Origin of the sequence: Nocardia sp. NPDC087230 (assembly GCF_044744725.1) — a bacterium.
GTDB classification, from domain to species: Bacteria; Actinomycetota; Actinomycetes; order Mycobacteriales; family Mycobacteriaceae; genus Nocardia; species Nocardia canadensis.
In genome coordinates, this window is record NZ_JBIUYV010000005.1 from 247,405 (window position 1) to 270,277 (window position 22,873).

The 22,873-nt window shown below is 70.1% G+C and carries 24 protein-coding genes; 8 read left to right on the plus strand and 16 right to left on the minus strand.

Translation table 11 applies throughout. The features are described 5' to 3' along the window. Positions 1-41 precede the first annotated feature (41 nt). Positions 42-896: an alpha/beta hydrolase gene (locus ACIO52_RS19335; RefSeq protein ID WP_316574835.1), complete on the plus strand. Its 855-nt coding sequence runs from the start codon at positions 42-44 to the stop codon at positions 894-896. Positions 897-902: 6 nt separating this feature from the next. Here ACIO52_RS19335 and ACIO52_RS19340 read toward each other — a convergent pair whose 3' ends face one another. After that, a complete protein-coding gene (locus tag ACIO52_RS19340; protein WP_402645499.1) occupies positions 903-1,922 on the minus strand; it encodes a DUF6745 domain-containing protein in 1,020 nt (339 codons plus the stop codon). Further along, positions 1,922-2,248: a hypothetical protein gene (locus tag ACIO52_RS19345; RefSeq protein WP_218720261.1), complete on the minus strand. Its 327-nt coding sequence runs from the start codon at positions 2,246-2,248 to the stop codon at positions 1,922-1,924. Before ACIO52_RS19345 ends, ACIO52_RS19340 begins: the two co-directional genes overlap by 1 nt. Positions 2,249-2,403: 155 nt before the next feature. On the opposite strand from ACIO52_RS19345, the gene ACIO52_RS19350 reads away from it, so the two are divergent. The 5 genes from ACIO52_RS19350 to ACIO52_RS19370 are packed head-to-tail and all read left to right on the plus strand — an operon-like array spanning position 2,404 to position 7,557. Beyond that, the gene (locus ACIO52_RS19350) at positions 2,404-3,384 is read left to right on the plus strand and encodes an STM4015 family protein (RefSeq protein WP_218720262.1); all 981 of its coding nucleotides are present in this window, start codon (positions 2,404-2,406) and stop codon (positions 3,382-3,384) included. A gap of 6 nt (positions 3,385-3,390) precedes the next feature. Next, a complete protein-coding gene (locus tag ACIO52_RS19355; RefSeq protein ID WP_402645502.1) occupies positions 3,391-4,455 on the plus strand; it encodes an STM4014 family protein in 1,065 nt (354 codons plus the stop codon). After that, positions 4,452-5,288: an STM4013/SEN3800 family hydrolase gene (locus tag ACIO52_RS19360; RefSeq protein ID WP_255588264.1), complete on the plus strand. Its 837-nt coding sequence runs from the start codon at positions 4,452-4,454 to the stop codon at positions 5,286-5,288. The genes ACIO52_RS19355 and ACIO52_RS19360 overlap by 4 nt, the downstream gene beginning before the upstream one ends. Then, positions 5,285-6,622: an STM4012 family radical SAM protein gene (locus ACIO52_RS19365; protein WP_316574838.1), complete on the plus strand. Its 1,338-nt coding sequence runs from the start codon at positions 5,285-5,287 to the stop codon at positions 6,620-6,622. Before ACIO52_RS19360 ends, ACIO52_RS19365 begins: the two co-directional genes overlap by 4 nt. Before the next feature lie 2 nt (positions 6,623-6,624). After that, positions 6,625-7,557, plus strand: a complete 933-nt coding sequence (locus ACIO52_RS19370; protein ID WP_402645505.1) for an STM4011 family radical SAM protein — start codon at positions 6,625-6,627, stop codon at positions 7,555-7,557. Here the strand turns inward: ACIO52_RS19370 and ACIO52_RS19375 are convergent. The 11 genes from ACIO52_RS19375 to ACIO52_RS19425 form a co-directional block, all read right to left on the minus strand. Continuing rightward, positions 7,461-7,973, minus strand: a complete 513-nt coding sequence (locus ACIO52_RS19375; protein WP_218720269.1) for an OsmC family protein — start codon at positions 7,971-7,973, stop codon at positions 7,461-7,463. The genes ACIO52_RS19370 and ACIO52_RS19375 overlap by 97 nt on opposite strands. 55 nt (positions 7,974-8,028) lie before the next feature. Then, positions 8,029-8,781: a hypothetical protein gene (locus ACIO52_RS19380; RefSeq protein ID WP_342799844.1), complete on the minus strand. Its 753-nt coding sequence runs from the start codon at positions 8,779-8,781 to the stop codon at positions 8,029-8,031. Positions 8,782-8,824: 43 nt separating this feature from the next. After that, complete coding sequence (locus ACIO52_RS19385) at positions 8,825-9,436, minus strand: class I SAM-dependent methyltransferase (RefSeq protein ID WP_218720272.1); 612 nt, start codon at positions 9,434-9,436, stop codon at positions 8,825-8,827. A gap of 77 nt (positions 9,437-9,513) precedes the next feature. Continuing rightward, on the minus strand, positions 9,514-10,197 hold the full coding sequence (locus ACIO52_RS19390; protein WP_374104895.1) for a hypothetical protein: 684 nt from the start codon (positions 10,195-10,197) through the stop codon (positions 9,514-9,516). An 18-nt stretch (positions 10,198-10,215) separates the two neighbouring features. Then, a complete protein-coding gene (locus tag ACIO52_RS19395; protein ID WP_308248597.1) occupies positions 10,216-10,860 on the minus strand; it encodes a 3-oxoacid CoA-transferase subunit B in 645 nt (214 codons plus the stop codon). Further along, positions 10,857-11,600 carry a CoA transferase subunit A gene (locus ACIO52_RS19400; RefSeq protein WP_316574843.1) on the minus strand — a complete coding sequence of 248 codons (744 nt, stop codon included), beginning with the start codon at positions 11,598-11,600 and terminating at the stop codon, positions 10,857-10,859. The genes ACIO52_RS19395 and ACIO52_RS19400 overlap by 4 nt, the downstream gene beginning before the upstream one ends. After that, on the minus strand, positions 11,597-12,187 hold the full coding sequence (locus ACIO52_RS19405) for an RBBP9/YdeN family alpha/beta hydrolase (RefSeq protein ID WP_374104896.1): 591 nt from the start codon (positions 12,185-12,187) through the stop codon (positions 11,597-11,599). The genes ACIO52_RS19400 and ACIO52_RS19405 overlap by 4 nt, the downstream gene beginning before the upstream one ends. A 27-nt stretch (positions 12,188-12,214) precedes the next feature. Then, entirely contained in the window at positions 12,215-13,507 is a 1,293-nt protein-coding gene (locus tag ACIO52_RS19410; RefSeq protein WP_402645513.1) for an MFS transporter, read from the minus strand. Positions 13,508-13,590: 83 nt separating this feature from the next. Continuing rightward, positions 13,591-14,643 carry a 3-keto-5-aminohexanoate cleavage protein gene (locus ACIO52_RS19415; protein WP_218720279.1) on the minus strand — a complete coding sequence of 351 codons (1,053 nt, stop codon included), beginning with the start codon at positions 14,641-14,643 and terminating at the stop codon, positions 13,591-13,593. Between the two features lie 52 nt (positions 14,644-14,695). Continuing rightward, on the minus strand, positions 14,696-15,562 hold the full coding sequence (locus tag ACIO52_RS19420; protein ID WP_402645516.1) for a TauD/TfdA dioxygenase family protein: 867 nt from the start codon (positions 15,560-15,562) through the stop codon (positions 14,696-14,698). Between the two features lie 25 nt (positions 15,563-15,587). Continuing rightward, a complete protein-coding gene (locus ACIO52_RS19425) occupies positions 15,588-16,562 on the minus strand; it encodes a quinone oxidoreductase family protein (protein ID WP_402645519.1) in 975 nt (324 codons plus the stop codon). A 108-nt stretch (positions 16,563-16,670) separates the two neighbouring features. Between ACIO52_RS19425 and ACIO52_RS19430 the strand changes: the two genes are divergently transcribed. Continuing rightward, entirely contained in the window at positions 16,671-17,675 is a 1,005-nt protein-coding gene (locus tag ACIO52_RS19430; RefSeq protein WP_316574847.1) for an AraC family transcriptional regulator, read from the plus strand. A gap of 10 nt (positions 17,676-17,685) precedes the next feature. On the opposite strand, the gene ACIO52_RS19435 is transcribed toward ACIO52_RS19430, so the two are convergent. Next, a complete protein-coding gene (locus ACIO52_RS19435; RefSeq protein WP_316574848.1) occupies positions 17,686-18,777 on the minus strand; it encodes a metallophosphoesterase in 1,092 nt (363 codons plus the stop codon). 37 nt (positions 18,778-18,814) lie between these two features. Next, a complete protein-coding gene (locus ACIO52_RS19440; RefSeq protein WP_402645524.1) occupies positions 18,815-20,041 on the minus strand; it encodes a hypothetical protein in 1,227 nt (408 codons plus the stop codon). A 332-nt stretch (positions 20,042-20,373) separates the two neighbouring features. On the opposite strand from ACIO52_RS19440, the gene ACIO52_RS19445 reads away from it, so the two are divergent. Then, complete coding sequence (locus ACIO52_RS19445) at positions 20,374-21,318, plus strand: AraC family transcriptional regulator (protein WP_402645527.1); 945 nt, start codon at positions 20,374-20,376, stop codon at positions 21,316-21,318. A gap of 3 nt (positions 21,319-21,321) precedes the next feature. Here ACIO52_RS19445 and ACIO52_RS19450 read toward each other — a convergent pair whose 3' ends face one another. Next, positions 21,322-22,800: a sugar porter family MFS transporter gene (locus tag ACIO52_RS19450; protein WP_218720288.1), complete on the minus strand. Its 1,479-nt coding sequence runs from the start codon at positions 22,798-22,800 to the stop codon at positions 21,322-21,324. Between the last annotated feature and the right edge of the window lie 73 nt (positions 22,801-22,873).

The window sequence follows — 22,873 nt, forward strand, 5'->3', positions numbered from 1 at the left end:
GCAAACACACTAGAGCGAACACTCTAACGCTGGAGGGTCTCATGCCGACCGTCGATCTGCCCGCGGGCCGCATCCACTTCCACGAACGCGGCGAGGGCCCACCGGTCGTGCTGCTGCACGGTCTGCTGATGAACCACACCGTGTGGGATCACATCCTGGACCTGCTCCCGACCGGCTTCCGCTATGTACTGCCCGATCTGCCGCTGGGGGCGCATCCGGAACCGTTGCGGCCCGGCACCGACTTGAGCCTGCGCGGCCTCAACCAGCTCGTCGCCGACTTCCTCGCCGCCCTCGACCTGCGCGAGGTGACCCTCGTGCACTCCGACTGGGGCGGCGCCCTGTTTCTCACCGCCTACGATCTCGACGAGCGCGTCGGCCGGCTGATCGTCTTCCCTAGCGAGGCGTTCGACAACTTCCCGCCCGGCCTGCCCGGCAAGACCGCGACACTGGCCGCCTACCTGCCCGGCGGTGTCACCCTGGCACTGCGCCAGCTCCGCATCCGATGGTTGCGTGACAGTCCGCTGATGTTCGGCTGGATGGCGAAATACCCCCTGCCCGACGATCTCGTCCACGGCTGGACCGAACCGGGTCTGCGCGATCGGGGCATCCGCGCCGACGTGCTCGCCTACATGCGGTCGGGCTTGCGCAAGCCCGACCTCGTCACCGCAACCGAGGCGCTGCGCCGCTTCCGGGGCGAGGCCCTGATCTTGTGGTCGTCGGCGGGCAAGGTCATGCCGCGCGAGCACGGCCGTCGCCTGGCCGACCTCATCCCGCGCGCCCGGCTGGTCGAGATCGACGACGCCTACGTCCTGTCGATGCTCGACCAGCCCACCGCGGTCGCCGCCGCCGTCACGGAGTTCCTCGCCACCACCTCGGCGCAGCCGACCGAGCGCTGAGGTCGCTCAGGTCTGCTGCACCGGGTCGTAGGCGTCGGCGCCGAGCCCGAACGTCCACGCGACGCCTTCGCGGGCAGTGCGGGTGGTCGGCGGGACGCGCAGCCAGTACACGCGATGCGTACCGTCGGGCTCCGGCGTCGAATTCACCACCTCGACCATGACGACGTCCTCGTCGCCGACGAGATCGATGCGCCACAGAACGCCGGTCTCGTCGCGGTGCACGGGCCGAGCGTCGGATTCGGTCAGGTACCGGTCGTAGCCGTAGTGCTCGAGCATGACCCGGCGCAGTTCGGCGTTCTCTTCGTCGCGGATGCGCTGCGGCGTCAGCGAGTTCAGGCTGTCCAGGAACTCGGCGGGCACCGGCATGCCGCGCCACGCGTGCAAGGCGAAGCCGTCGGCGTAGGCCAGGGCGGGTCCGTCGGCGCGGTCGAGGCGCCCGGCCTCGTCGCGATGCAGCGCGATCGGGCGTTCGGAGATCACCGCGATCTTCGCGTAGGGCCACCACCAGCCCGCGTGCCGCGCCACCTCGGCCACGCCGTCGAGCGGGTGCCCGGGCGCGGTGTCGTAGGCGCTGAGCCAGGCCGCCTCGTGCTGACCGAGCACGGCATCGAGCAGCAGCACACGAATCCGCCGCTCCTGCGTGCGATCACCGCCGGCCGCCTCGGCGACGCCGGCGCGGATCCGGTCGATCACCATGGCGGTGACCTCCCACAGGTCGGCGCCGGTGGCCCGCCAGTGCGCGCTGTAACCGGGCGCGCCCAGTTCGGCGTGCAACCGGGCGCGTTCGGCCGCCCACGGTCCGCTGCGCACGGCCTCCCGTACCGGTGCGCCCGGATCGATCCCCGAGGTGAGGATGCGCACGGCTTCCAGCGGCGAACGCGCCCAGCGGATCTGCTCGGGTTCGGGCAGGCCCGCACGCGAATAGGCCAGGCGCACGCCCGCTTCGGCGGCCGCCCGGTCGCCGGGTCCGGTCGCGGCGGCGATCGCCCGCCAGTGGTCGTCCGTCCTCGTGGGCTCCCCGCTCATCAGTCGGCCACCACCCGCACGGAGCCGGGGAGGTACTCACGCTGGCGCACCACCCGGTACCAGCCCTTGGGCAGGCCGATGGGCGCGTGCTCCTCGTGCACCACCCGTCCGCCTTCGGGCAGGTGCAGCAGCATCGGGCCGAAAGCCCCTGCCTCCCTGATCAACCGACCGGGCGCGGCGATCGCATGCGCGTGCCCGGTCACCTCCCCGAGCGCCAGCACGAGCCTGCCCCGCCCGTCGCGGTGCTCGCCCCGCGCCGCCAGAGCACCGGCGGGGACCGCCGTCTCGGCCAGCGGCACGATCAGGACATCGCCTTGTCGATACATGAATTTCCTCCCGTCACGGCCCGCGACCGCAGCCGTGGCGAGGACGGTAGCGGCAGGTGCCGACAACTCGGCCCGCCGCGCGGATTGTCGGTGCCGCTTGGTAGAAACGCAGCAGTCACCACGGGGTCACTACGCCAGAAGGGGCGGGAACAGCTATGTCCATCGGAGAACATCTGCGCGGGTGGGGCGGTCTGCCTGCCTATCCGTTCCCGGACCCGGAGAAGGACGACGAAGCGCGGGAGACGGCGGTGCGGCTGCTGCCCGCCGCGGACGGTGTGGCGTGGCGGATCGGTGTCGATTCCTATGAGGCCGCGGAGACCTGGCCGGAGGCTTTCGCCCGGTTCCTCGACACGGTCGATACGGCGCGGGTGCGCGCGATCGTCGTCGGCTCGTGGGCCGACGCCTACGACAATCGCCCCGATGATGTGATCGACGCGATCATCGCCGCCCGCGCGCGGCTACCGATGCTGCGGGCGCTGTTCATCGGCGACATCATCGGCGAGGAGTGCGAGATCTCCTGGATCAATCAGGGCGAGGTCACCCGGCTGCTCGACGCGTTCCCGCGGCTCGAGGAGTTCGGCGTGCGCGGTGGCGAGCAGCTGGAATTCCCGGCGGTCCGCCACGAGCACCTGCGCAAGCTGAAGGTGCAGGCCGGTGGTCTGCCGGTGGCCGTCGTCCGCGGCATCGCCGCCAGCGACCTGCCCGCACTGCACGACCTGGAACTGTGGCTGGGGACGTCCGAGTACGGCGGCGACGCCGATGTCAGCGACCTCGCGCCGATCCTGTCCGGCGACCGGCTGCCCAACCTCAAGCGGCTGGCCTTGCGCAACAGCGAGATCCAGGACGCGGTGTGCGCCGCGGTGGCCTCGGCGCCGGTGGTCGCCCGGCTCGAGGTGCTCGACCTGTCGATGGGTGTGCTCACCGACGACGGCGCCGCCGCGCTGCTCGGCGGTCAGCCGCTGACCCACCTGACCTCACTGGATCTGCACTACAACTACGTAAGCAAGGAGATCGGCGCCCGCCTCGCCGACACCCTCACCCCGGCGGGCGTGGCACTGAATCTGGACACCGACGACGCCGAATCCGACGAGGACGACGACGGTTCGGTGTGGCGGTTCGTCGCGGTCGGCGAGTGATCCGACGTGCGCTGGGTGGTGGTCGGCAACGCCGAGAACCGGCGGGTCCGGCTGTGCACCGACGCGGCCCGCGCGGCCGGGTTTCCGGCACCGCGGGTGGTGGAATGGCTGTCGGTGCTGACCGAGGGCGGCCATGATCTCGCCGCCGACGAGCTCGTCCGGCTGGATTCCCCCGGTGAGAATCTTGCAGTCGATGCACTGTTGCGTGGGGTGAATGATCCGACCCGCGTGGAGGGTTCGGCCCGGTGGTACGCGGGCTTTCTCGCGGCGGTGGGGTCGCTGCGCGGCGGGCACCGGCTCGACGATCCGGCCGATCTCGCGGTGTTGTTCGACAAACGGCGCTGCCATGGCCACCTCACCGCGGCCGGGGTGCCGGTCCCGCCGTCACCGGTCACGGGCCCGCTCCACGGCTGGGTCGACGTGCGAGCGCAGATGCGGGCGGCGGGCATGGCGCGGGTGTTCGTGAAGCTCGCGCACGGTTCGTCGGCGTCAGGGGTGCTGGCGATCGAATCCACCGCGTCGGGTCGCTGGCAGGCGACGACCTCGGTCGAAATCAGCGCCGAAGGCACCCTGCACAACTCCTTGCGGGTGCGCCGGTACCGCGACGAACGCGAGATCGCCGCGATCGTCGACCGGCTCGCGCCCGACGGCCTGCATGTCGAACGCTGGATCCCCAAGGCCACCACCGGTGGCCGCTGCGCGGACCTGCGGGTCGTGGTGATCGCGGGCCGGGCGACCCACGTCGTCGTCCGCACCAGCCGTGGCCCCCTGACCAACCTGCACCTCGGCGGTGCGCGCGGGGATCTGGCCCACGTCCGTGCAGCGATGGGTGACCGGTGGGCCGAGGCGATGGACATCTGCGAACGCGCCGCCGCCTGCTTCCCGGCGACCCTGTGCGTCGGTGTCGATCTCCTGCCCGGCGCGCACTGGCGACGGTTCACCGTCGGCGAGGTCAACGCCTTCGGTGACCTGCTCCCCGGGCTGACCGGCCTGCCGGGAACACCGGCCGAGGGGATGGACACCTACACCGCACAGCTCACCGCCGCGGCCGCGATCGGAGCCTCCCGATGACCTTCTCGACCGGGTCGCGTCCCGATATGACCGAGGTCGTCGGCCGCGACGACCTGTTGCTGCTCACGCTCGACACGCTGCGCTACGACGTCGCGACCGAACTCGCGGCCGCGGGCAGACTGCCCACCCTGGCCGCACACCTGCCGCAGGGCCGCTGGGAAAAGCGCCACGCGCCGGGCAGTTTCACCTACGCCTCGCACCACGCGATGTTCGCCGGCTTCCTGCCGACCCCGGCCGCGCCGGGTCCGCATCCGCGCCTGTTCGCGGCTCGGTTCGCGGGGAGCGAGACCACCGCCGAGGGCACCTTCGTCTTCGAGGAGCCCGATCTGGTGACGGCTCTGACGGCGCGCGGCTACCACACCGTGTGCATCGGTGGTGTCGGCTTCTTCAACAAGCAGGGGGCGCTGGGCAGCGTGCTGCCCGGGCTGTTCACCGAAAGCCATTGGGCGCCGGAGTTCTCGGTGGCGTCGCCGACCTCGTTCGAGGCGCAGGTGGCCTGCGCCGAACGTGTCGTCGCGGCCGTGCCCGCCGACCAGCGGCTGTTCCTGTTCCTCAACGCCTCGGCCCTGCACCAGCCCAACTGGTTCCACCTGCCGGGCGCGACCCGCGCGGCGGGAGACAGCCGCGACACCCACGCGGCGGCACTGGAATACATCGACGCCCATGTCGGCAGGCTGTTCGACGCGATGCGGTCGCGCCGACGGTGTTTCGCGATCGTGTGCTCCGATCACGGCACCGCCTACGGCGACGACGGGTACACCGGCCACCGGCTCGGCCACGAATCGGTGTGGACGGTCCCCTACAGCCACTTCTTCCTGGAGCCCGACGCATGATCGATACCGCGCTACCGCGCCCCTACCAGAACTACGTCTACGCCTACCCGCACAAGACGGCCTATCGGCCGCTGCCGGACCGGCCACCGCTGGCGCGGGTGTGGGCCGGTGAAGCCCGGTCGGCGCTGTCGCTGTATCTGCACATCCCGTTCTGTGAGGTGCGCTGCGGTTTCTGCAATCTGTTCACGCGGGTCGGCGCACCGGAGGGTCTCACCGGCCGCTATCTCGACGCGCTCGCCCGCCAGGCGAGCGCGGTCCGGGACGGTCTCGGCGATGCCGAACGACCGCGCTTCGCCAACGCGGCCTTCGGCGGCGGCACCCCGACCTTCCTCACCGCCGACGAGCTGACCAGACTCTGCGATATCGCCGAGGCGATCATGGGCGCCGACCTGCGCGCGATCCCGCTGTCGGTGGAGGCCTCGCCGTCCACCGCCACCGCCGACCGGCTGTCGGTGCTGGCCGAGCGCGGGGCGACCCGATTGAGTCTGGGCGTGCAGAGCTTTCTCGACGACGAGGCCAAGGCGGCGGTGCGGCCACAACGTCGCGCCGAGGTCGAAGCGGCCCTGGGCCGGATCCGGGACGCGGGCATCCCCGTGCTCAATATCGACCTGATCTACGGCATCGACGGCCAGACCGCCGCGAGCTGGCGCGTCTCGCTGGACGCGGCCCTGGCCTGGCGGCCAGAAGAGATCTACCTCTACCCGCTGTATGTGCGGCCGCTGACCGGTCTGGCCAGGCACGCCGATCCCGCTGTCGCCGAACAGGACTGGGACCGCGATCGCCTCGCGCTGTACGCGTACGGGCGCGACCATCTGCTCGCCGCCGGCTACGAGCAGGTGTCGATGCGGATGTTCCGCCGCGCCGACGCCCCACCCCAGGGCCCCGACGACTACGCCTGCCAGACCGACGGCATGATCGGGCTCGGCTGCGGCGCCCGCTCCTACACGAGCACGCTGCACTACTCGTTCGACTACGCCGTCGACCTGCGCGAGGTACGCGGCATCATCGACACCTACATCGCGACCACAGATTTCACGTCGGCCCTGCACGGCCGGGTGATCGACGCCGACGAAGCCGCCCGCAGGCACCTGCTCCAGTCGCTGTTGCAAGCCGACGGACTTCTCCTCACCGACTACCGCGCCCGCTTCGGCACCGATCCCTGGGACGACTTCGGCGCCGAACTGCACACCTTGGCCGAGCGCGGCTGGCTGGCCGACACCGGCACCGATCTGCTGCGTCTGTCGCCGCAGGGCCTGGCGTACTCCGACGCGATCGGCCCCGAGTTCTTCTCCCCCGCCGTGCGCGCCGCCATGGCCGCCTACGAGCTGCGCTGACCATGGACCTGACCCTGCTGTATCGGGGGCCGCTGGCCTCCTGCGACTACGACTGCCCGTACTGCCCGTTCGCCAAGCGCCGCGACTCCACCGACCAGTTGCGCACCGACCGAGCCGCGCTGCGCCGCTTCACCGACTGGGCGCACGCCCAGACCGAGGACCGGCTGTCGGTGCTGTTCACGCCATGGGGCGAAGGCCTGGTGCGGTCGTGGTACCGGACGGCACTGATCGAGTTGTCGCACCGCCCGCACATCGATCGGGTCGCCATCCAGACCAACCTGAGTGGCCGGATCGACTGGACCGCCGACGCGGACCGCGACACCCTCGCCCTCTGGTGCACCTACCATCCCGGCCAGACGCCGTATCGCCGATTCCTCGACAAGGTTGAACGGCTGGCCGAGGCAGGCATCCGGTTCAGCGTCGGCATCGTCGGCCTGCCCGACCATCTCGACCACGCCCGCAGGCTGCGCGCCGACCTGCCCGACCACGTGTACCTGTGGATCAACGCCGCCGAGGGCCACACCTACACCGACGACGAGGCCGCGTGCTGGACCGCGATCGACGCGCTGTTCCCCTTCAGCAGGCACCCGCACCGCTCGGCCGGAGCACCGTGCCGCACCGGGGCGTCGGTGATCTCGGTCGACGGTGACGGCGAGGTCCGCCGCTGCCACTTCGTGCGCACGCCTCTGGGCAACCTCTACGACGGCTCCTACCGTGCGGCGCTGACCCCGCGCCCGTGCCCGCTGTCGGTGTGCGACTGCCACATCGGCTACGTCCACCTGGAGACGCTGCCGCTTTACGACGTGTTCGCCGGTGGTGTGCTGGAACGGATTCCCGCTCAGCCGACGTCGAGTGTGGTGCTCACCGGGGTGGCACCGGTCGACAGGTCGAGCACCGGGCAGTGCGCGTCGACGGCCTGCTGCAGTTCCGCGTAGCGCTGCGCGGACTCGGGGCCGGTGATCCGCACGTTCACCCGCACCGCCTGGAAGCCGGGGCGCACGGTGTCGTCGATGCCGAAGAAGCCGCGCACGTCCAGATCGCCCTCGGCGGTGATCGCAAGGTCGTCGACGGTGATGCCGAGCCGTTGCGCCCAGAATCGGTAGGTGACCACCTGGCAGGAGATCAGGGCCGCGAGATACACCTCGACCGGATTGGCGGCGGCATCGGCGCCACCGAGGGCGGGTGGTTCGTCGACGGCCACGCGGTGCGAGCGTGCGGTGACGACACTGCCCACCGTGCCCTCGGTGGTGCCTGCCGCCCGGAAGACGAAGCGCGCGTTGGCCGGATCGGCCGCCACCGCCTGCGCGGTCGTGTCGGAGATCTCGTTGAGCGTGGTGAGCTGACTGGTCATGCCGGGACGCTATCGCCGCGACGGCGGTCCGCCCACCCATGTATTCGGGCTGATTTCAACCTGCCTCGGGGCGACCGCCGAACAGGATCTGGACGGCTCGCCGCTGCGCTTCCTCGGGTGCGAGTGGCTCACTACCGGGCGGATAGATCGGCTCCGGGCGATCACCGAGCAGGTAGTCGCGGAAGGCGCACAGGTATTCGTCGAGATCGCGCTGATCGGCGAACCTGGTCCCGGTCGGATCGAACCACTCGTCGGGAGTCGGGCGCCAGGCGATCATGTAATCGAGAGATCGACGCAGCAGTTCGCCGTAGGTCGGGTCCCTGACGCAAGCGGCCCGCAGTGTGGGGACGCTGCCACGCATGCCGCGGCGGTACTCGGCGCTGTGCAGCGTCAGCAGCGGCCACGTCAGGCCGTCGATGTGCGGGATCTCGTCCCACCAGGTGCCCTTCGTGGACGGGGTCGCACCCGCTCGCACCCGGCGTGAGTCGGTGACGGGTGCCGGATAGTCGGTGGGCGCGCCGCGGCGGTCGATGCCCCGGGTCGGCCCGATTCCGAGATTCACCGGTGGATACCACACCCCGCGCCACACCGGGACCCCGAGACAGCGATTCAGCCGCATCGGCTCGGCCAGGGAGATGTCGGCCGTGATGCGGCGGACGGGCGGCAGCGGACCGTCCGCGACCTGCTCCGCCACCATCGACAGACAGTCCGGGACGTCGAATCCGGTCACGCCGACGCCCTCCCGGAGTCGTGTGTACGCAGACTCGTGCCGGTCGAATTCGATCCAGAACCGTCGCGGTGTGCTCACGCGAGATCGTCCTTCTGCCGCATCGTGCCGAGGTCTTGCGGGGTCAGCGCGCGATACCCAGCGACAAGGCGGCGAAGGCTTTCGGGGCGCCCGGCTGGTAGAAGCGATCGAGTTCGACGGTCTCGAATCCGGCGTCGGTGAGCAAGGCGGGGATGTCGCGCACGAGGTGGCAGCCGCCGGCGATCCGCTGCTGGATCGGGTCGAGCCGGTGCTGCCAGGTCCGCACCGAGGCATCGGGGGCGAGCCCGTGCTCGACGAAGTGCAGTGTGCCGCCGGGTTTGAGCACCCGGCGGATCTCGGCCAGCGCGGCGCCGACGTCGGGAATCGTGCACAGCGTGAAGGTCGAGAGCGCGGTATCGAAGGTGGCGTCCGGGAACGGCAGTGCCTGTCCGTCCAGTCCGGCCCGCTCGATCGGCACCCGGCTCGCCGCCACCCGCTTCGCCGCGATCTTCCACGCGGTATCGGCGGGTTCCACCCCGCTGACGCGCTCCACCGCCGCCGGATAGAACCCGACATTGGTCCCCGACCCGAACCCGACTTCGAGCACGGTCCCGTGCAGACCCGCGCAGGTGCGCCTGCGCAGAGGATCGTTGTTGGCCACCCCGCACACCGTGTCGACGATGTGCGGCAGGATCCGCTCGCTGTAGAAGCCCATGCCTCGATCATCCCCCGCTGTCCGGCCGCGCGCCGCCGAACGCACGACCGCCGGGTCCCGGCGGTCGTGCGGGGTCCCTACTTGCCGGGGAACGGCGCGGTGATCGTGGTGAAGTACTGGATCGCGGCCCCGATCGCGACGGGCGCGGTCACCAGCAACTGACCCGCCACCGTGCCGAGCGCACCGACCGCGAGTACGCCGCCGAGGCAGCCGACGGCGGCCGCGGGCAGGAACGGACCGAACAGCCCGATGATGGTCGCCGCGGCCACCGTCGCGCCGACGACCCCGCCGAGGACACAGCCCACGGCGGCACCGCCGAGACCACCGATCAGAGTGCCGACCGCGGCGCCGGTGGAGATGGTTGTGGTCATGCGCGCCCACGCGGCCTGTTCGCGGTCGTATTCGGACTTCCACGGCGCCTTGTCCTCGAACGGCAGCGCGACGGGCCGGTAGACCGCCTTGTCCATGGCCAGCTCCGGCGTCAGGGTCGCGGTGCGGCCGTCGATGTGCGCGGCGATCGGGAAGACGAAGTCGTCGACGGCGAAGTGCAGCGGGGTCGCGGCGACGACGGTGCCCGTGTCGGTCCTGGCGGTCAACGTGCCGTTCTCGACGGTGAGGGTGCCGGAATCGATCGCGATGATCGAGGCCGAATCGGTGGCGTGGGCGGTGAATCCGAGCGGTGCGGGGTCGGCGCGCTCCGCGTGCGCGGTGCCGCTCGCGGCGAGCACCGTGAGTGCGGCGGCGGCCAGGGTCTTGCTCATCATGGTGTTCCTCGTTCTTCAGTGCAGGGGTGCCGCGGTGACGGCGCGGACGTGGTCTTCGCTGACACCGGGCGCGCATTCGCGCAGCACCAGCCCGCAGGGTTCGATGTCGACGACGGCGAGTTCGGTGATCACCCGGTGCACGACGCCGACGCCGGTGAGCGGCAGGGTGCAGCGCGGCACGAGCTTCGACGCACCCGACTTGTCGGTGTGGGTCATCAGCACGATCACCCGGCGGGCACCGTGGACCAGGTCCATCGCGCCGCCCATGCCCTTCACCATCTGTCCTGGCACCATCCAGTTGGCGAGGTCGCCGGTGGCCGAGACCTGCATGCCGCCCAGGACGGCGGTGTCGATGTGGCCGCCGCGGATCATGCCGAAGCTCAGCGCGGAGTCGAAGAAGGCGGCGCCGTCGGTGACGGTGACCGTCTCCTTGCCCGCGTTGATCAGGTCGGCGTCGATATCGTCGGCGTGCGGGTAGGGGCCGGTGCCGAGGATGCCGTTCTCCGAGTGCAATGTCACCGCCACACCGGCGGGGAGCTGGTTCGGGATCAGCGTGGGCAGGCCGATACCCAGGTTGACGTACTCGCCGGGTCGCAGTTCGCGGGCGGCGCGGGCGGCCATCTGGGTCCGCGTCCACCCGGCGGTCACGGTCGGGTTCACGAGACGGTCCGCCTTTCGATCGGTTTGGTCTGCGGGCCGGTGTGCACGATGCGGTCGACGAAGACCCCGGGCAGGTGCACCTGCGCCGGATCGAGCGTGCCGGCGGGGACGAGGTTCTCGACCTGGGCGATGCATACCTTCCCCGCCATCGCGGCGAGCGGGTTGAAGTTGCGGGCCGCCTTGTTGAACACCAGATTTCCCGCGGTGTCCCCGACCAGGGCGTGCACCAGGGCGTAGTCGGCGGTGATCGATTCCTCGAGCACGAATCGGCGCCCGGCGAAGGTCCGGACCTCCTTGCGCGGCGAGGCGACCGCCACCGAGCCGTCGGGGTGATACCGCCACGGCAGTCCACCCTCCGACAGTGGCGTGCCTACCCCCGCGGCGGTGAAGAAGGCCGGAATCCCGGTTCCGCCCGCCCGCAGTTTCTCCGCCAGCGTGCCCTGGGGCGTCAGTTCGACTTCGAGTTCCCCGGCCAGATACTGGCGCGCGAACTCGGCGTTCTCGCCCACATAGGACGCGGTGACCCGGCGGATACGCTTCTGCGCCAGCAGGATTCCCAGGCCGTGCGCGTCGGTGCCGCAGTTGTTGGAGAAGATCTCCAGGTCGGCGGCATTGCCCGCCGCCAGCGCGTGGATCAGTGCGTCGGGGATGCCGCACACTCCGAATCCGCCGACGGCCAGCGAGGCGCCGGAGCCGATATCGGCGACCGCCTCGGCGGCAGTGGCGAACACCGTCGTCATCGGGCGAGCTCCGCGCTCTCGGTCATGGCGAGCAGGTCGTCGAGCAGTTCCTGCGCGCGCGGCCACGGACCGTAGCCTGCCGCCGGATTCAGGTGCCCGACGTCGCCGAGGTCGACCAGGCTGCTGCCCCACGCCTCGGCCATCCCGGCGACCCGGCGGCTGGTGGCCAGGGGGTCGGTGCTGCTCGCGGCGACGATGGTCGGGAACGGCAGCCGGCGGCGCGGCACCGGGGTCCAGCCGTGCGCGGCGAGGTCGGCGGCGCTGGGATACCCGGGTGGCAGCGGTGTTTCGAAGTCGGGCGGTGTCGCCAGCAGCGCGCCGCGCACGGCCCGGGTGGACTGCTGGGCCCAGTGCACGGTGATCATCACGCCCGCGCTGTGCGCGACCAGCACGACGGGCCCCTCGATGTCGGCGAGGACGGCGTCCAGGGCGGCGATCCGCGCGGGCAGGCTGAGTCCGTCGCGTTCCAGCGGCGGCACGACGGCCACCTTGTCCAGGGTCGCGGCCAGCAGGCTCTGCCAGTGGTCGGCGACGTGATCACGCAGGCCGGGCACGATCACGACGGTCGGGGTGGGAAGGGAATTCATCGGTGCGGTCATCCTTTTCGACGAGATTCAGTGCGGGGCCGCGGCGTGCACCGCGGCGAGTGCGCGCAGCCCCAGGGGGTAGACGCGCCTGCCAAGGAGCAGGGCGGCGACGGCGAGTACCGACACCACCGGTGTCACGCGCAGCGCGTCCCACAGGCCGAGGTGGTCGGCGAGCACCCCGACGACGAACGGTCCGAGGGCCAGGCCGAGCAGACTGTTGGCCAGGGTGAGGGTGCCGAACGCCGAGGCGCGTACGGAGGCATGGGTGAGATTGGCGACCATCGCCACGGTCGGGCCCGCCGAGCCGCCGGAGAAGAACGCGCCGATGCCGAGCAGAACCAGTTGCGGCACACCGGTGTCCAGGCCGAAACCGAGCCCGAGACTGACGAGCGAGATCAGGCAGAACACGATCGCGGTGAGCCATTTGCGGCTCATATCGGCGCGACCGACCCGGTCGGTGATCACCCCGCACACCACCATGCCGGTGCCGACAAGGGTCACGATGACCGCCGCCAGTCCCGCCGCCCGATCGGGCGCCAGCCCGTAGTAGCGGTTGAAGAAGCTCGGCATCCACGACAGCAGCACGGCGGCGGTGAACATCTGCAGGCCGCTGCCGACGTACGCGCACAGCACCGCCGGGTTGGTGAACAGGGTCGAAATGGGGGCGCGGTAGGCGATCTCGGGTGCGGGATCGGTGGTGTGGCGGGCGGTGCGCTCCTCGGTGACCACCGACCGGAACGCCACCGCCAGCACCAGCCCGAAGATCGCCATGGTCGCGAACGACCACCGCCAGCCCAGGTGCACCGCGATGACGCCGCCCGCGGCGACCCCGAGCACCGAGCCGAACGAGCCGCCCGCCATGAACGCCCCGCTCAGCGCCGCATGCCTGCGCGCGGCGAACACGCTGAGCACCAGCGCGATACCGACGCTGCCGTAGGCGGCCTCGCCGACGCCGACGAAGAAGCGGGCGGCCAGCATCTGCGGGTAGTTGTCGGCGAGCGCGCACACCAGGGTCGCCGCGCTCCACACCAGGGCCATCAGCACCAGGCTCTTGACCCGGCCCCACCGGTCGGCCAGCACCGACAGCGGGAGCGTGAGCAGTCCGACCATCAGGGCGACGACGCTGCTCAACGACGCCAGCTGCGAATCCGACAGCGCCCATTCGGCTTTCAGGAACGGGAAGACCGCGCTCAGCACCTGGCGCGACATGTAGTCGGCCAGTAGCAGGCCGAAGGCCAGCGCGAACACCAGCCACGGATAGGTTCGGGAGACGGACGGTGTTCGATGCGGCGCCGCGACGGCGGTCGTGGTGTGGTCCATGAGTGCTCCTGCGAACCGGTGGACGTCGTCGCTGACGTCCACCGGGTTGTCGAGACCGGGGAAGCTGATTCCCCGGGAAGGGGTCAGGCGTGGTGGGTGAACCCGACCTGGCCCGGCTTGCGGTTCGGGGCGAACCCGATCTTGGCCAGCGTCTCGTCGGCGTCGGCGTAGCGCTCGTCGAGCTTGTAGATCTCGCGCGCTTCCTTGCCGGTGGCGACTTCGCGACCGAGTTCACCGGCGATCCGGACCAGCTGCCGGATCTGCTGGACGGAGGTCATCTTCTCGCCCTTGCGGCCCCACAGGGTGTCCTCGTTGCCGCAGCGGGCGTGCAGGCCCATCGCGATGGCCATCGTGTTCACCGGCAAGACACTGCGCATCAGCGTCTCCAGGGTGAGCACGGCCCCGTCGGGGGTGCGGCGGATGAACTCCATCATGTTGTAGGGGTTGGGGCCGTCGAAGCCGCCGCCGATGCCGACCCAGGTCAGCATGAGCGGGCCGGTGTAGACGCCGCGCCGGATCAGCCGCTCGACGGTCTCCAGCTGCGGGATGCTCGACAGCTGGAAGTGCGGTTGGATGCCGTTGGCCTGCAAGCGCTTCAGATGCTCGGCGACCCAGCTCGGGCCCGCGGGCACGTACATCTCCCGGTAGGCCTCGTACACCTCGGGCCGTTCGAAGGAAGTGCCCGCGATGTCGTCCTCGGTCATCAGCTCGACGATGTTCATCTGGCTGGTGTTGATCGCGATGGTGACCTGGTCGGGCTTGGGGTCGAGTTCGGCCAGCATGTGCCGGGCGTCGTCGGGCAGCCACAGCGCGTCGGCGCCCTCACCTTCGGGCGAGAACGAGATCGACCCGCCCACCTGCAGGATCATGTCCGGCACGGCCTCGCGCAGGCGGCCGAGCAGTTCGTTGAACTTCGACAGGCGCTTGGAGCCCTTGCCGTCGAGTTCCCGCACGTGGATGTGCAGCACGGTGGCGCCGGCCTCGTAGCAGTCGACGGCCTGCTGGACGTGTTCGTCCATCGTCAGCGGAAGGTCTTCGCGGAAATCATCGAGTTCCCATTCCGGGCCGTACGGCGCGGCGGTGATGACCAGCTTCTCCTGGTTCTCGGGGAACAATGCGTCGTCGTGAAAATGCATGGGGGTACTCCGATCGGAATTGCGCGGATGAAAAGGAAAAGGGAGTTGGGCGTCAGAAGGGACGGTCGCCGACGATGCCCGCCCGCTCCATCTTGCGGACCGCGGGCCAGTAGTCCTGGACGGCGTAGTGCTGGGTGGACCGGTTGTCCCAGATCGCGAAGCTGTTCTCGGTCCAGCGCCAGCGGACCTGATATTCCGGAATGCTCGCCTGGCGCATCAGATAGTTCAGCAATTCACTCGCGCCGGGCGCGTAATCGGCGCCGAATCGCACATTTTCCGGCGTATGGAAATTCACCAGATGAGTGGTAAAGGAATTGACGAACAGGATCTCCTCACCGGTTTCCGGGTGAATACGCACCACCGGATGTTCGGCGTCGGGGAATCGGTCGTGCAGTGCGAGCCGGTCCTCCTCGAGCATGGCCGCACCGAAACTCGCCTCGATGCTGTGCCGGGCCCGCAGATGCGCGATCCGCGAGCGCACCGACTGCGGCAGCCGCCGGTAGGCCTCGACCATGTTCACCCAGATGGTGTCGCCGCCGACCGGCGGCGTCTCCACACATCGCAGTACGGCACCCATCGGCGGATTCACCCGCCAGGTGGCATCGCAGTGGTAGGCGTTCTCGTAGTGCTCGGGTCGGCTGTCGAGGTCCTTGTAGATGCGGACCAGGCCTGGATGGTCGGGGTCGCCCGAGGCGACCGGGTGATCCTCGAGCGGGCCGAAACGTTCGGCGAGCGCGACGTGTTCGGCCCGGGTGATGTCCTGGTCACGGACGAACAGCACCTTGTGGCGCAGCAGCAGGGTGCGCAGTTCGGCGAACAGGGCATCGTCGGCGGCGACCTCGGCGAGGTTCACCCCGTGCAGTTCGGCACCGATGGTCGCGGTCAGCGGCACCGCGTGCAGGGCGGTACGGACGGTCATGGCTGGTTCCTTTCCGGTGGACGCGTCAGAGCGTGAACACCGACGCGCCGACGCTGCGGCCGGCTTCGAGGTCGCGGTGGGCCCGCACGGCGTCGGCGAGCTCGTAGCGCTGGTTGATCTCGACGCGCAGGCGGCCCGCGGTGAGGTGGTCGAAGAGTTCGCCGGCGAGTTCGGCGCGTTCGGCCGGGTCGGCGATGTAGTCGGCCAGGGCGGGCCGGGTGACGAACAGCGAGCCCTTCACGGCGAGCTGCATCGCCTCGATCGGCGGCACCGGGCCCGACGCGGTGCCGAAGCACACCAGCAGGCCACGCCGGGCCAGCGAGTCCAGCGAGGACTGGTAGGTGGTCTTGCCGATGCTGTCGTAGACCACGGGAACGCCCGCGCCGTCGGTGATCTCGCGCACCCGGGTCGCGACGTCTTCCCTGGTGTAGATCACCACGTGCGCGCAGCCGTTGGCGCGGGCGACGGCCGCCTTCTCCTCGCTGGAGACGGTGCCGATCACCTGGACGCCGAGCAGCGTGGCCCACTGGGTGAACAGCTGGCCGACTCCGCCCGCCGCGGCGTGCAGCAGGACGGTGTCGCCCGACCGCAACGGATGGATCCGCCGCAGCAGGTAGGCCGTGGTGAGCCCGCGCATGGTGGTGGCGGCCGCGGTGTCGAAGGCGATGCCGTCGGGCAGCGCGATCAGGTGCTCGGCGGGCATGACCCGGGCGGTGCTGTAGGCGCCGAGCGGGCTGCCGGTGTAGGTGACCCGGTCCCCCGGCGCGAACCCGGCGACTCCGGGGCCGACCGCCTCGATGACGCCGGCGGCCTCGACCCCGAGTCCGGCGGGCAGGGCGGCGGGGTACAGCCCGGTGCGGAAGTAGGTGTCGGCGAAGTTGAGTCCCACGGCCTCGTGGCGGAGCCGGACCTCGCCGGGCCCCGGATCGCCGACCTCGGTGGTCTCCCACCGCATGACGTCGGGGCCGCCGATCTCGGCGAAACGAATTGCGTGTGCCACTGCATCTCCTTCGGTGTGATGGACATAACAGTAGGGACGCCCGGCTCTCAATGCTTATCCTGACGGGACAGAAAACTATTCATCTCGGGACTTGGAGGAGGTGGTCCGGTGAAGCCGTTGTCCCGGTACGCGTCGTTGAACGACTACGTCGAACTGGCGCGATCGCTCGGGCTGGAGCCCGCGCGGCTGATCCGCGACTGCGGCCTCGACCCGGCCGGTTTCGGCACCCAGGATCGCTGGGTGCCGGCCGAGGCCGTGGCCGAACTGCTGGAACGCTCGGCCGCCGAATCCGGTCGGGAAGACTTCGGCCTGCGGTTGGCGCAGCTGCGGCGCTTCGCCAACCTCGGCCCGCTGAGCCTGGTCATCCGCGAGGAGCCCGATGTGCGCAGCGCGCTGCGGCTGCTCTCGCGCCACGAGCACATGTACAACGAGGCGCTGCACACCGAGATCATCGAGGCCAACGGCGTAGCCACGCTGCGGGTCTCGGTCGATGTAGGCAGGCAGGTGCCCGTGCGCCAAGCCGTCGAGCTCACGACCGGGGTGTTGCACGGACTGCTGCGCGGCTTCGCCGGGCCCACGTGGCGGCCGATACAGGTCTGCTTCTCCCACCCCGCGCCGCGCGATCGCGCCACCTACGTCAAGATGTTCGGTCCGCACGTGGAGTTCGATCAGGATTTCGACGGAATCCTCACCTACAGCACCGATCTCGACGCCCCGAACGCCATGGCCGATCCGCTGCTGCGCACCTACACCCAGCAGCTGGTGGGCACGCTGACCCCGACGCGGGAGGCCACCGTCACCGACCGGGTCCGCGAACTCGTGGAACTGCTGCTACCGACGGGACGCTGCACCGTCGATCAGGTGGCCCGCAGTCTGGGTGTCGACCGGCGCACCGTGCACCGCAGGCTCGCCCAGGACGACACCACGTTCACCGCGATCGTCGACGAGACCCGCGCCGCGCTGGCCGAACGCCTGGTCACCACCCGCCGCCACTCCCTCACCGCAGTCGCCGATCTGCTCGGTTTCTCCTCGGTGAGCAACTTCTCGCGCTGGTTCCGCGGCCACTACGGCACCAGCCCCCGGCAGTGGCGCGAGCAACGCCCACGCCACTGACCGGCCGCGCTCAGGCCAGGCGACGGTCGAACACCTGGGTGCCGACACCGGAGGCGGCATCGACGGTGACCACGCGCAGCGTCACCTTCTCGGGGCTCAGGTCCATCACCATGAAGCCCAGTTCGTGCTGGGTCTCGTAGAGCGCGGGATGCGCGGAATCCTTGGGCGTCGCCGGACGACCGGCGGCCGTCTTGCCCGCCGCGCCCGAGACGATCTGGCGGGTGCCCTTCGACGCGGCGGTCGGTTCGAGCACCTGGAGGGTGTGGTCGTGCCCGGACAGCAGGAACGAGACCTTGCCCAGCACATGGTCTTCGAAGAATCGCTTGGCGTGCACGCCGTTGATCGGCTCGATCGGCAGACCCTCGTAGTTGCCCGCGTCGCCGTGTGGTCCGTTGCTGAGGTAGGGGTGGTGGGTGCAGGCGATCTTCCACGGCGCGGTCGATTCCGCGAGCGCCCGGTCCAGCCAGGCGCGCTGCTCGTTCATGTACTGACCGTCCACCGACCAGTACGGGTCGAGCAGCGGCGGGATGTAGGCCGCGAGCGGGTTGACGTCGAGCACGAAGAACTCCACCACCGGGTTCTCCTCGGGCACCCGCACCGAGTAATAGCGGCTCGGCATCCACCAGCGACGCGATCTCGCGTGGTATTCGACCTCGTGGTTGCCGCGCAGCAGCCAGCCGCCGTCGCCGGGGAACACCGCGGAGGTGTCGTGGTTGCCCAGGACCATGGCCCACGGAAAGTCCAGTCCCGCATTGGGATCCTCGAACTTCGTGGCGAATTGCACGTCGTCGGGTCCGTCGGGACCGGACTCGTAGATATTGTCGCCGAGGCCGACCGCCATCGTGAACGGTTCGCGCGCGTGGAAGGCGCGGGCCGCGTCGGCGACCGCCCACTGGGTGCGGCTGCCGGTGCCCGCGTCGCCGGTGATCAGGATCCGGGCGGTGCGCCCGGCGCCCGGCGCGAACTTGGGCACCTCGGCCGGGACCGCCGCCGCGGGCGTGAGCCCCACGAGGGTGATGCCGGCGACGACGCCCGCGGCGCCGGCCAGAACTTCGCGTCGGCCGATACCGGCCGGGGTGGAGCCCGGGATGGAGTGCGACACGTGGATGCTCACCTTCTGGTCTGGGATCGCTGGAAACTTACACCGCGCACATCGACTGGATGACGCCGCGCACGATCGGTGCGCCGTAGTCGGTCGGCGCGAAGGCCAGCTTCTGCACGATCGACAGCGGCGTGAGGACCGCGTCGGCGACCCCCGCGTACCCGGCGAGGGAGGTGCCGGCCGAGAACAGCAGGCTGGTGATGTCGAGGGTCAGGGTGGCCAGGTCGAAGGCGTTCTCCACCTGCACCTGGGCCAGCGGCACGGTGTCGAGGGCCGTGCCCGCGGCGACGTCGGCGCCGAGGTTGGCCAGGAAGGTCAGCGGACCCAGGTCGAGGGCTTCCACCAGCGGCCCGAGCTCGTCGGAACGGCGCATCAGCATCACCTCGGCCACCCGATTGCTCGCCAGGAACACCTGCAGGTCCGCGGCGGCCTGGTCGACCGCGGTCTTGTCGACCTGTACGGCGCCGCTGGTCAGGAATGTTCGCGAGCGTTCGACGACAGCCGCGATGGTCAGGTCGGCGATCGGAGTACAGGTGCCGTCGGCGGCCATGACCAGGGCGGCCAGGTCCTCGATCGGTCGCGGTACGTCGACGGGTTCGATCGCGACCGAGGCCGGGTCCAGCGGCGGGTAGACGTTCGGGGCCACGCAGCCCGCGTCGATCGAATTCTGTACCGCCCGGGCCAGGGCCTTGGTGCCGGTGAAGGCGGCGCCGACGATCGGTTTCAGGAAGATCCCCACTGTGGGGACCATCCCGGCGGCGAGCTTGGCCGGGATCTTCACGATGCCGGTCGCGAGGATGAACACTTCGATCGCGTCGTCGACAGTCAACTGCGAGACCGACATCGTCTGGTCGATCCGGCCGGTGCGCACCGCGTCGAGTCCGTTGACCAGGTAGGTGACGATCGGGTCGTCGAGCTCGGCGAGTCGGGTGCCCACCCGCTCCGGCCGCATCGGCAGCCCGTCCCGATGCACTCGCACAGCGGCGATTTCGGCACGGAATCCGGCGACCTGCTGGTCGTAGGCGGCCAGCTGCGCGGGTCCGACCATGCCGCGCAGGACCGACGCGGCCGCGGTGACCACATCGTCGAATGTCGGCGCGCCCGTGGTGCACAGCACCGCCGCGTCACCGATCGGGGTAGCCGCGAGGGTGTCCTCGGTGCTCGCCCGTGCGGTGCCGGGCGCGAGCAGAATGCCGGCGGCCACGGTGAGCGCGGTGAGGGAACCGACGCAGGGCGCGGTGACGCGGGACAGGGACAGAGGCATGCGCTGTGATCTCCGGCTGGGCGGGCGCTCGGCGCACCGCCGAGGGCATCGGGTGAGGGTGCGACACGAACCTAGGCCGCACAGTTTCCGAAACAGTGCTGTTTACATGAACAATCAGCCAACTTGGACAAACGTTCAGTTAATCTGCACTCACCGAAAAGGGCGTTCGCCACGATGTAGCGGCCCGAGTGCAGGCCATCGTGAGGGCGAGCCCGCGTGGCCGCCGCGCATGGGCGAGCGTCGCGGAGGTGGTCGCCGAACCGGCACGCTCGCGGTCGTGGCTGTCGTCGACATCCGAGGACAACCTGGGTTGCCCGATGGATACTGGGTCGATGCCCGACCGGTTGTCCCCCCTGGTGCTCAGCACCGAGAGCGTCTCCCCCAGGGAGGCTTTCGACTTCTGGCGCGACAGCGTGTGCGCGATGTATTTCCGTATGCAGGTCGACCCGATGACCACCGCCGACTACCACGCGCGCATCGAGTACGCCACTTTGGAGAACGCCGTCGGCCTGTCCCGTGTCCGCGCCGACGCGCAGCGGGCGCGCCGTCGCCACGTCGACCTGAGCGCCGACACCGAGGACTGTGTGCTGGGCGTGATCACCCTCGACGGGAGCGCCGTGCTCGAACAGGACGGCCGCACCGTCGCAGCCGAGCCCGGCACTCTGGTTTTCCTCGACAGCACCCGCCCCTATTCCGCGACCTGGACCTCCACCTTCGAGGAACTGGTCGTGCAGGTGCCGACGCGGCGGATCTCGGTCGCCGACACCCGCTCGCTCACCGCCAGGGCCTACGGGCCCGGCACCGTCGCCCCGACTGTCATCTCCTGCTTCACCGCCCTGTTCGACCTCGTCGCCGCCGATCCGGCGCAGGCGGCGCCGCTGGTCCCGCACGCGCTCGGACTGTTCGGTGCCGCCGTGGCGACCGCGGTCCGCCGCAAGAGCGAGCCCGAGGAGATCACCGCGGTGCTGCGGCAGCAGGTCTTCGACTTCCTGCGCGCCAACGCCTGCGATCCCGAACTCACCGCCGACACGGTCGCCTCGGCGTGCGGGGTCTCGCGGCGCACGCTCTACCGCCTCGTCGGTGGCGGCGGGATCGCCCACCACATCAAGCTGATCCGCATCGATCGCGCCAAGAAACTGCTGCAGCGCGAGCGGTACCAGTCGATGGGCGCGATCGCCGCCGCCTGCGGATTCGGCAGCGAATCCGGATTCCATCGCGCGTTCCGGGAGACGGTCGGCGCGACACCGGCCGACTACCGGCAGATGGTGCGGCCCTAGCGATCAGCCCGCCGACGCGGGCCGTCCGACACCGGTCGCGGCATCCATGTCCTCGAGCGACATGCCCTTGGTCTCGGGCACGAACCGCGCCACGAACACCAACGACAGCAGCGCGAACGCCGCGTACATGCCGTAGGCGAAGCCGAGCGAGAAACTCTTCAGGCTCGGGAAGGACACGGTGATCGCCCAGTTCGCGGCCCACTGCCCCGCCGCCGCCAGCGACAGTGCGGCGCCACGGATCCGGTTCGGGAACATCTCCCCGAGCAGCACCCACACCACCGGGCCCCAGCTCATGCCGAAGAACACCACGAACAGGTTCGCCGCGACCAGCGCGATCGGCCCGCTCGCCCCGGTCAGCTGCGGCTCCAGGGTGCCCTCGGAGTTGGGCACCTGGTCGGCGGTGCCGAAGCACACCGCCATCGTCGCCAGGGTGACCGTCATGCCGATCGAACCGACCAGCAGCAGCGGCCTGCGCCCGATCCGGTCGATGAGCATGATCGCGACGATGGTGGTGGCGATGTTGACCACCGAGGTGAACACGCTGATCTGGAACGACTGGGACTCTTCGAATCCCACGGCCTCCCACAGCACGTTGGAGTAGTAGAAGATCACGTTGATGCCGACCGCCTGCTGGAACACCGACAGCAGCAGACCGACCCAGACGATCGGATAGATCCCGCCCGCCGGGCGGCGCAGGTCCTTCCACGACGGCTTCACATCGCCCTTGAGGCTGTCCTCGATCCGGCCGATGGTCAGTTCGAGGTTCTTCTCACCGAACAGCAACGCCAGCACCTTGCGCGCCTCGGGGATGCGATGGGTGGCCACCAGATACCGCGGGGACTCCGGAATCGTCGAGGCCAGCACGCCGTAGACGACCGCGGGCACCATCATCGACAGGAACATCCACCGCCAGGCCTCGAGACCCAGCCACAGCGTCTCACTCGCACCGCCGGCGATCTCGGCGAGCACATAGTCCACGAGCAGGGCCAGGAAAATGCCGAGCACGATTGCGAGCTGCTGCAGTGAGCCGAGCCTGCCGCGGATGCGGGCCGGTGAGGTCTCGGCGATGTAGGCGGGGGCGATGACCGAGGCGACGCCGACCCCGAGGCCGCCGATGATGCGCCCGATCACCAGGAGCCACACGCTGGGCGCGAGCGCGGTGAGGACCGCGCTGAGGAAGAACAGCACGGCCGCGATCTTCATGACCTTGATCCGGCCGATCCGGTCGGCGATGCGGCCCGCCGTCATCGCGCCCGCGGCGGCACCGAGCAGCGCCGAGGCCACGGCGAAGCCGAGAACGGCGTCGTCGACACCGAATTCGTCCTGGATCGCCGCCACCGCGCCGTTGATCACCGCGCTGTCGAAACCGAACAGCAAACCACCCAGCGCCGCGACGGAAGCGATCCGGATGATGTGGCTGCCCGGCGCGCTCTCGTCGTCGGGAGCGGCGGACTGGTCGGTGAAAGAACCTCCGTCGGACATCGGCGTCGTCCTCTCCGCGGCGCGGCATCCCTGCCACGCTGGTCGCTGTGTGGTCTGGTCGCAGTATGCCCCG

What these genes read in the sequence shown, in the direction of transcription:
- ACIO52_RS19335 (WP_316574835.1), top strand. Translation starts at nt 42, where the DNA reads ATGCCGACCGTCGATCTGCCCGCGGGCCGCATCCACTTCCACGAACGC.
- ACIO52_RS19340 (WP_402645499.1), bottom strand. Translation starts at nt 1,922, where the DNA reads ATGAGCGGGGAGCCCACGAGGACGGACGACCACTGGCGGGCGATCGCC.
- ACIO52_RS19345 (WP_218720261.1), bottom strand. Translation starts at nt 2,248, where the DNA reads ATGTATCGACAAGGCGATGTCCTGATCGTGCCGCTGGCCGAGACGGCG.
- ACIO52_RS19350 (WP_218720262.1), top strand. Translation starts at nt 2,404, where the DNA reads ATGTCCATCGGAGAACATCTGCGCGGGTGGGGCGGTCTGCCTGCCTAT.
- ACIO52_RS19360 (WP_255588264.1), top strand. Translation starts at nt 4,452, where the DNA reads ATGACCTTCTCGACCGGGTCGCGTCCCGATATGACCGAGGTCGTCGGC.
- ACIO52_RS19365 (WP_316574838.1), top strand. Translation starts at nt 5,285, where the DNA reads ATGATCGATACCGCGCTACCGCGCCCCTACCAGAACTACGTCTACGCC.
- ACIO52_RS19370 (WP_402645505.1), top strand. Translation starts at nt 6,625, where the DNA reads ATGGACCTGACCCTGCTGTATCGGGGGCCGCTGGCCTCCTGCGACTAC.
- ACIO52_RS19375 (WP_218720269.1), bottom strand. Translation starts at nt 7,973, where the DNA reads ATGACCAGTCAGCTCACCACGCTCAACGAGATCTCCGACACGACCGCG.
- ACIO52_RS19385 (WP_218720272.1), bottom strand. Translation starts at nt 9,436, where the DNA reads ATGGGCTTCTACAGCGAGCGGATCCTGCCGCACATCGTCGACACGGTG.
- ACIO52_RS19390 (WP_374104895.1), bottom strand. Translation starts at nt 10,197, where the DNA reads ATGAGCAAGACCCTGGCCGCCGCCGCACTCACGGTGCTCGCCGCGAGC.
- ACIO52_RS19400 (WP_316574843.1), bottom strand. Translation starts at nt 11,600, where the DNA reads ATGACGACGGTGTTCGCCACTGCCGCCGAGGCGGTCGCCGATATCGGC.
- ACIO52_RS19405 (WP_374104896.1), bottom strand. Translation starts at nt 12,187, where the DNA reads ATGAATTCCCTTCCCACCCCGACCGTCGTGATCGTGCCCGGCCTGCGT.
- ACIO52_RS19410 (WP_402645513.1), bottom strand. Translation starts at nt 13,507, where the DNA reads ATGGACCACACCACGACCGCCGTCGCGGCGCCGCATCGAACACCGTCC.
- ACIO52_RS19415 (WP_218720279.1), bottom strand. Translation starts at nt 14,643, where the DNA reads ATGCATTTTCACGACGACGCATTGTTCCCCGAGAACCAGGAGAAGCTG.
- ACIO52_RS19420 (WP_402645516.1), bottom strand. Translation starts at nt 15,562, where the DNA reads ATGACCGTCCGTACCGCCCTGCACGCGGTGCCGCTGACCGCGACCATC.
- ACIO52_RS19440 (WP_402645524.1), bottom strand. Translation starts at nt 20,041, where the DNA reads ATGCCTCTGTCCCTGTCCCGCGTCACCGCGCCCTGCGTCGGTTCCCTC.
- ACIO52_RS19445 (WP_402645527.1), top strand. Translation starts at nt 20,374, where the DNA reads ATGCCCGACCGGTTGTCCCCCCTGGTGCTCAGCACCGAGAGCGTCTCC.
- ACIO52_RS19450 (WP_218720288.1), bottom strand. Translation starts at nt 22,800, where the DNA reads ATGTCCGACGGAGGTTCTTTCACCGACCAGTCCGCCGCTCCCGACGAC.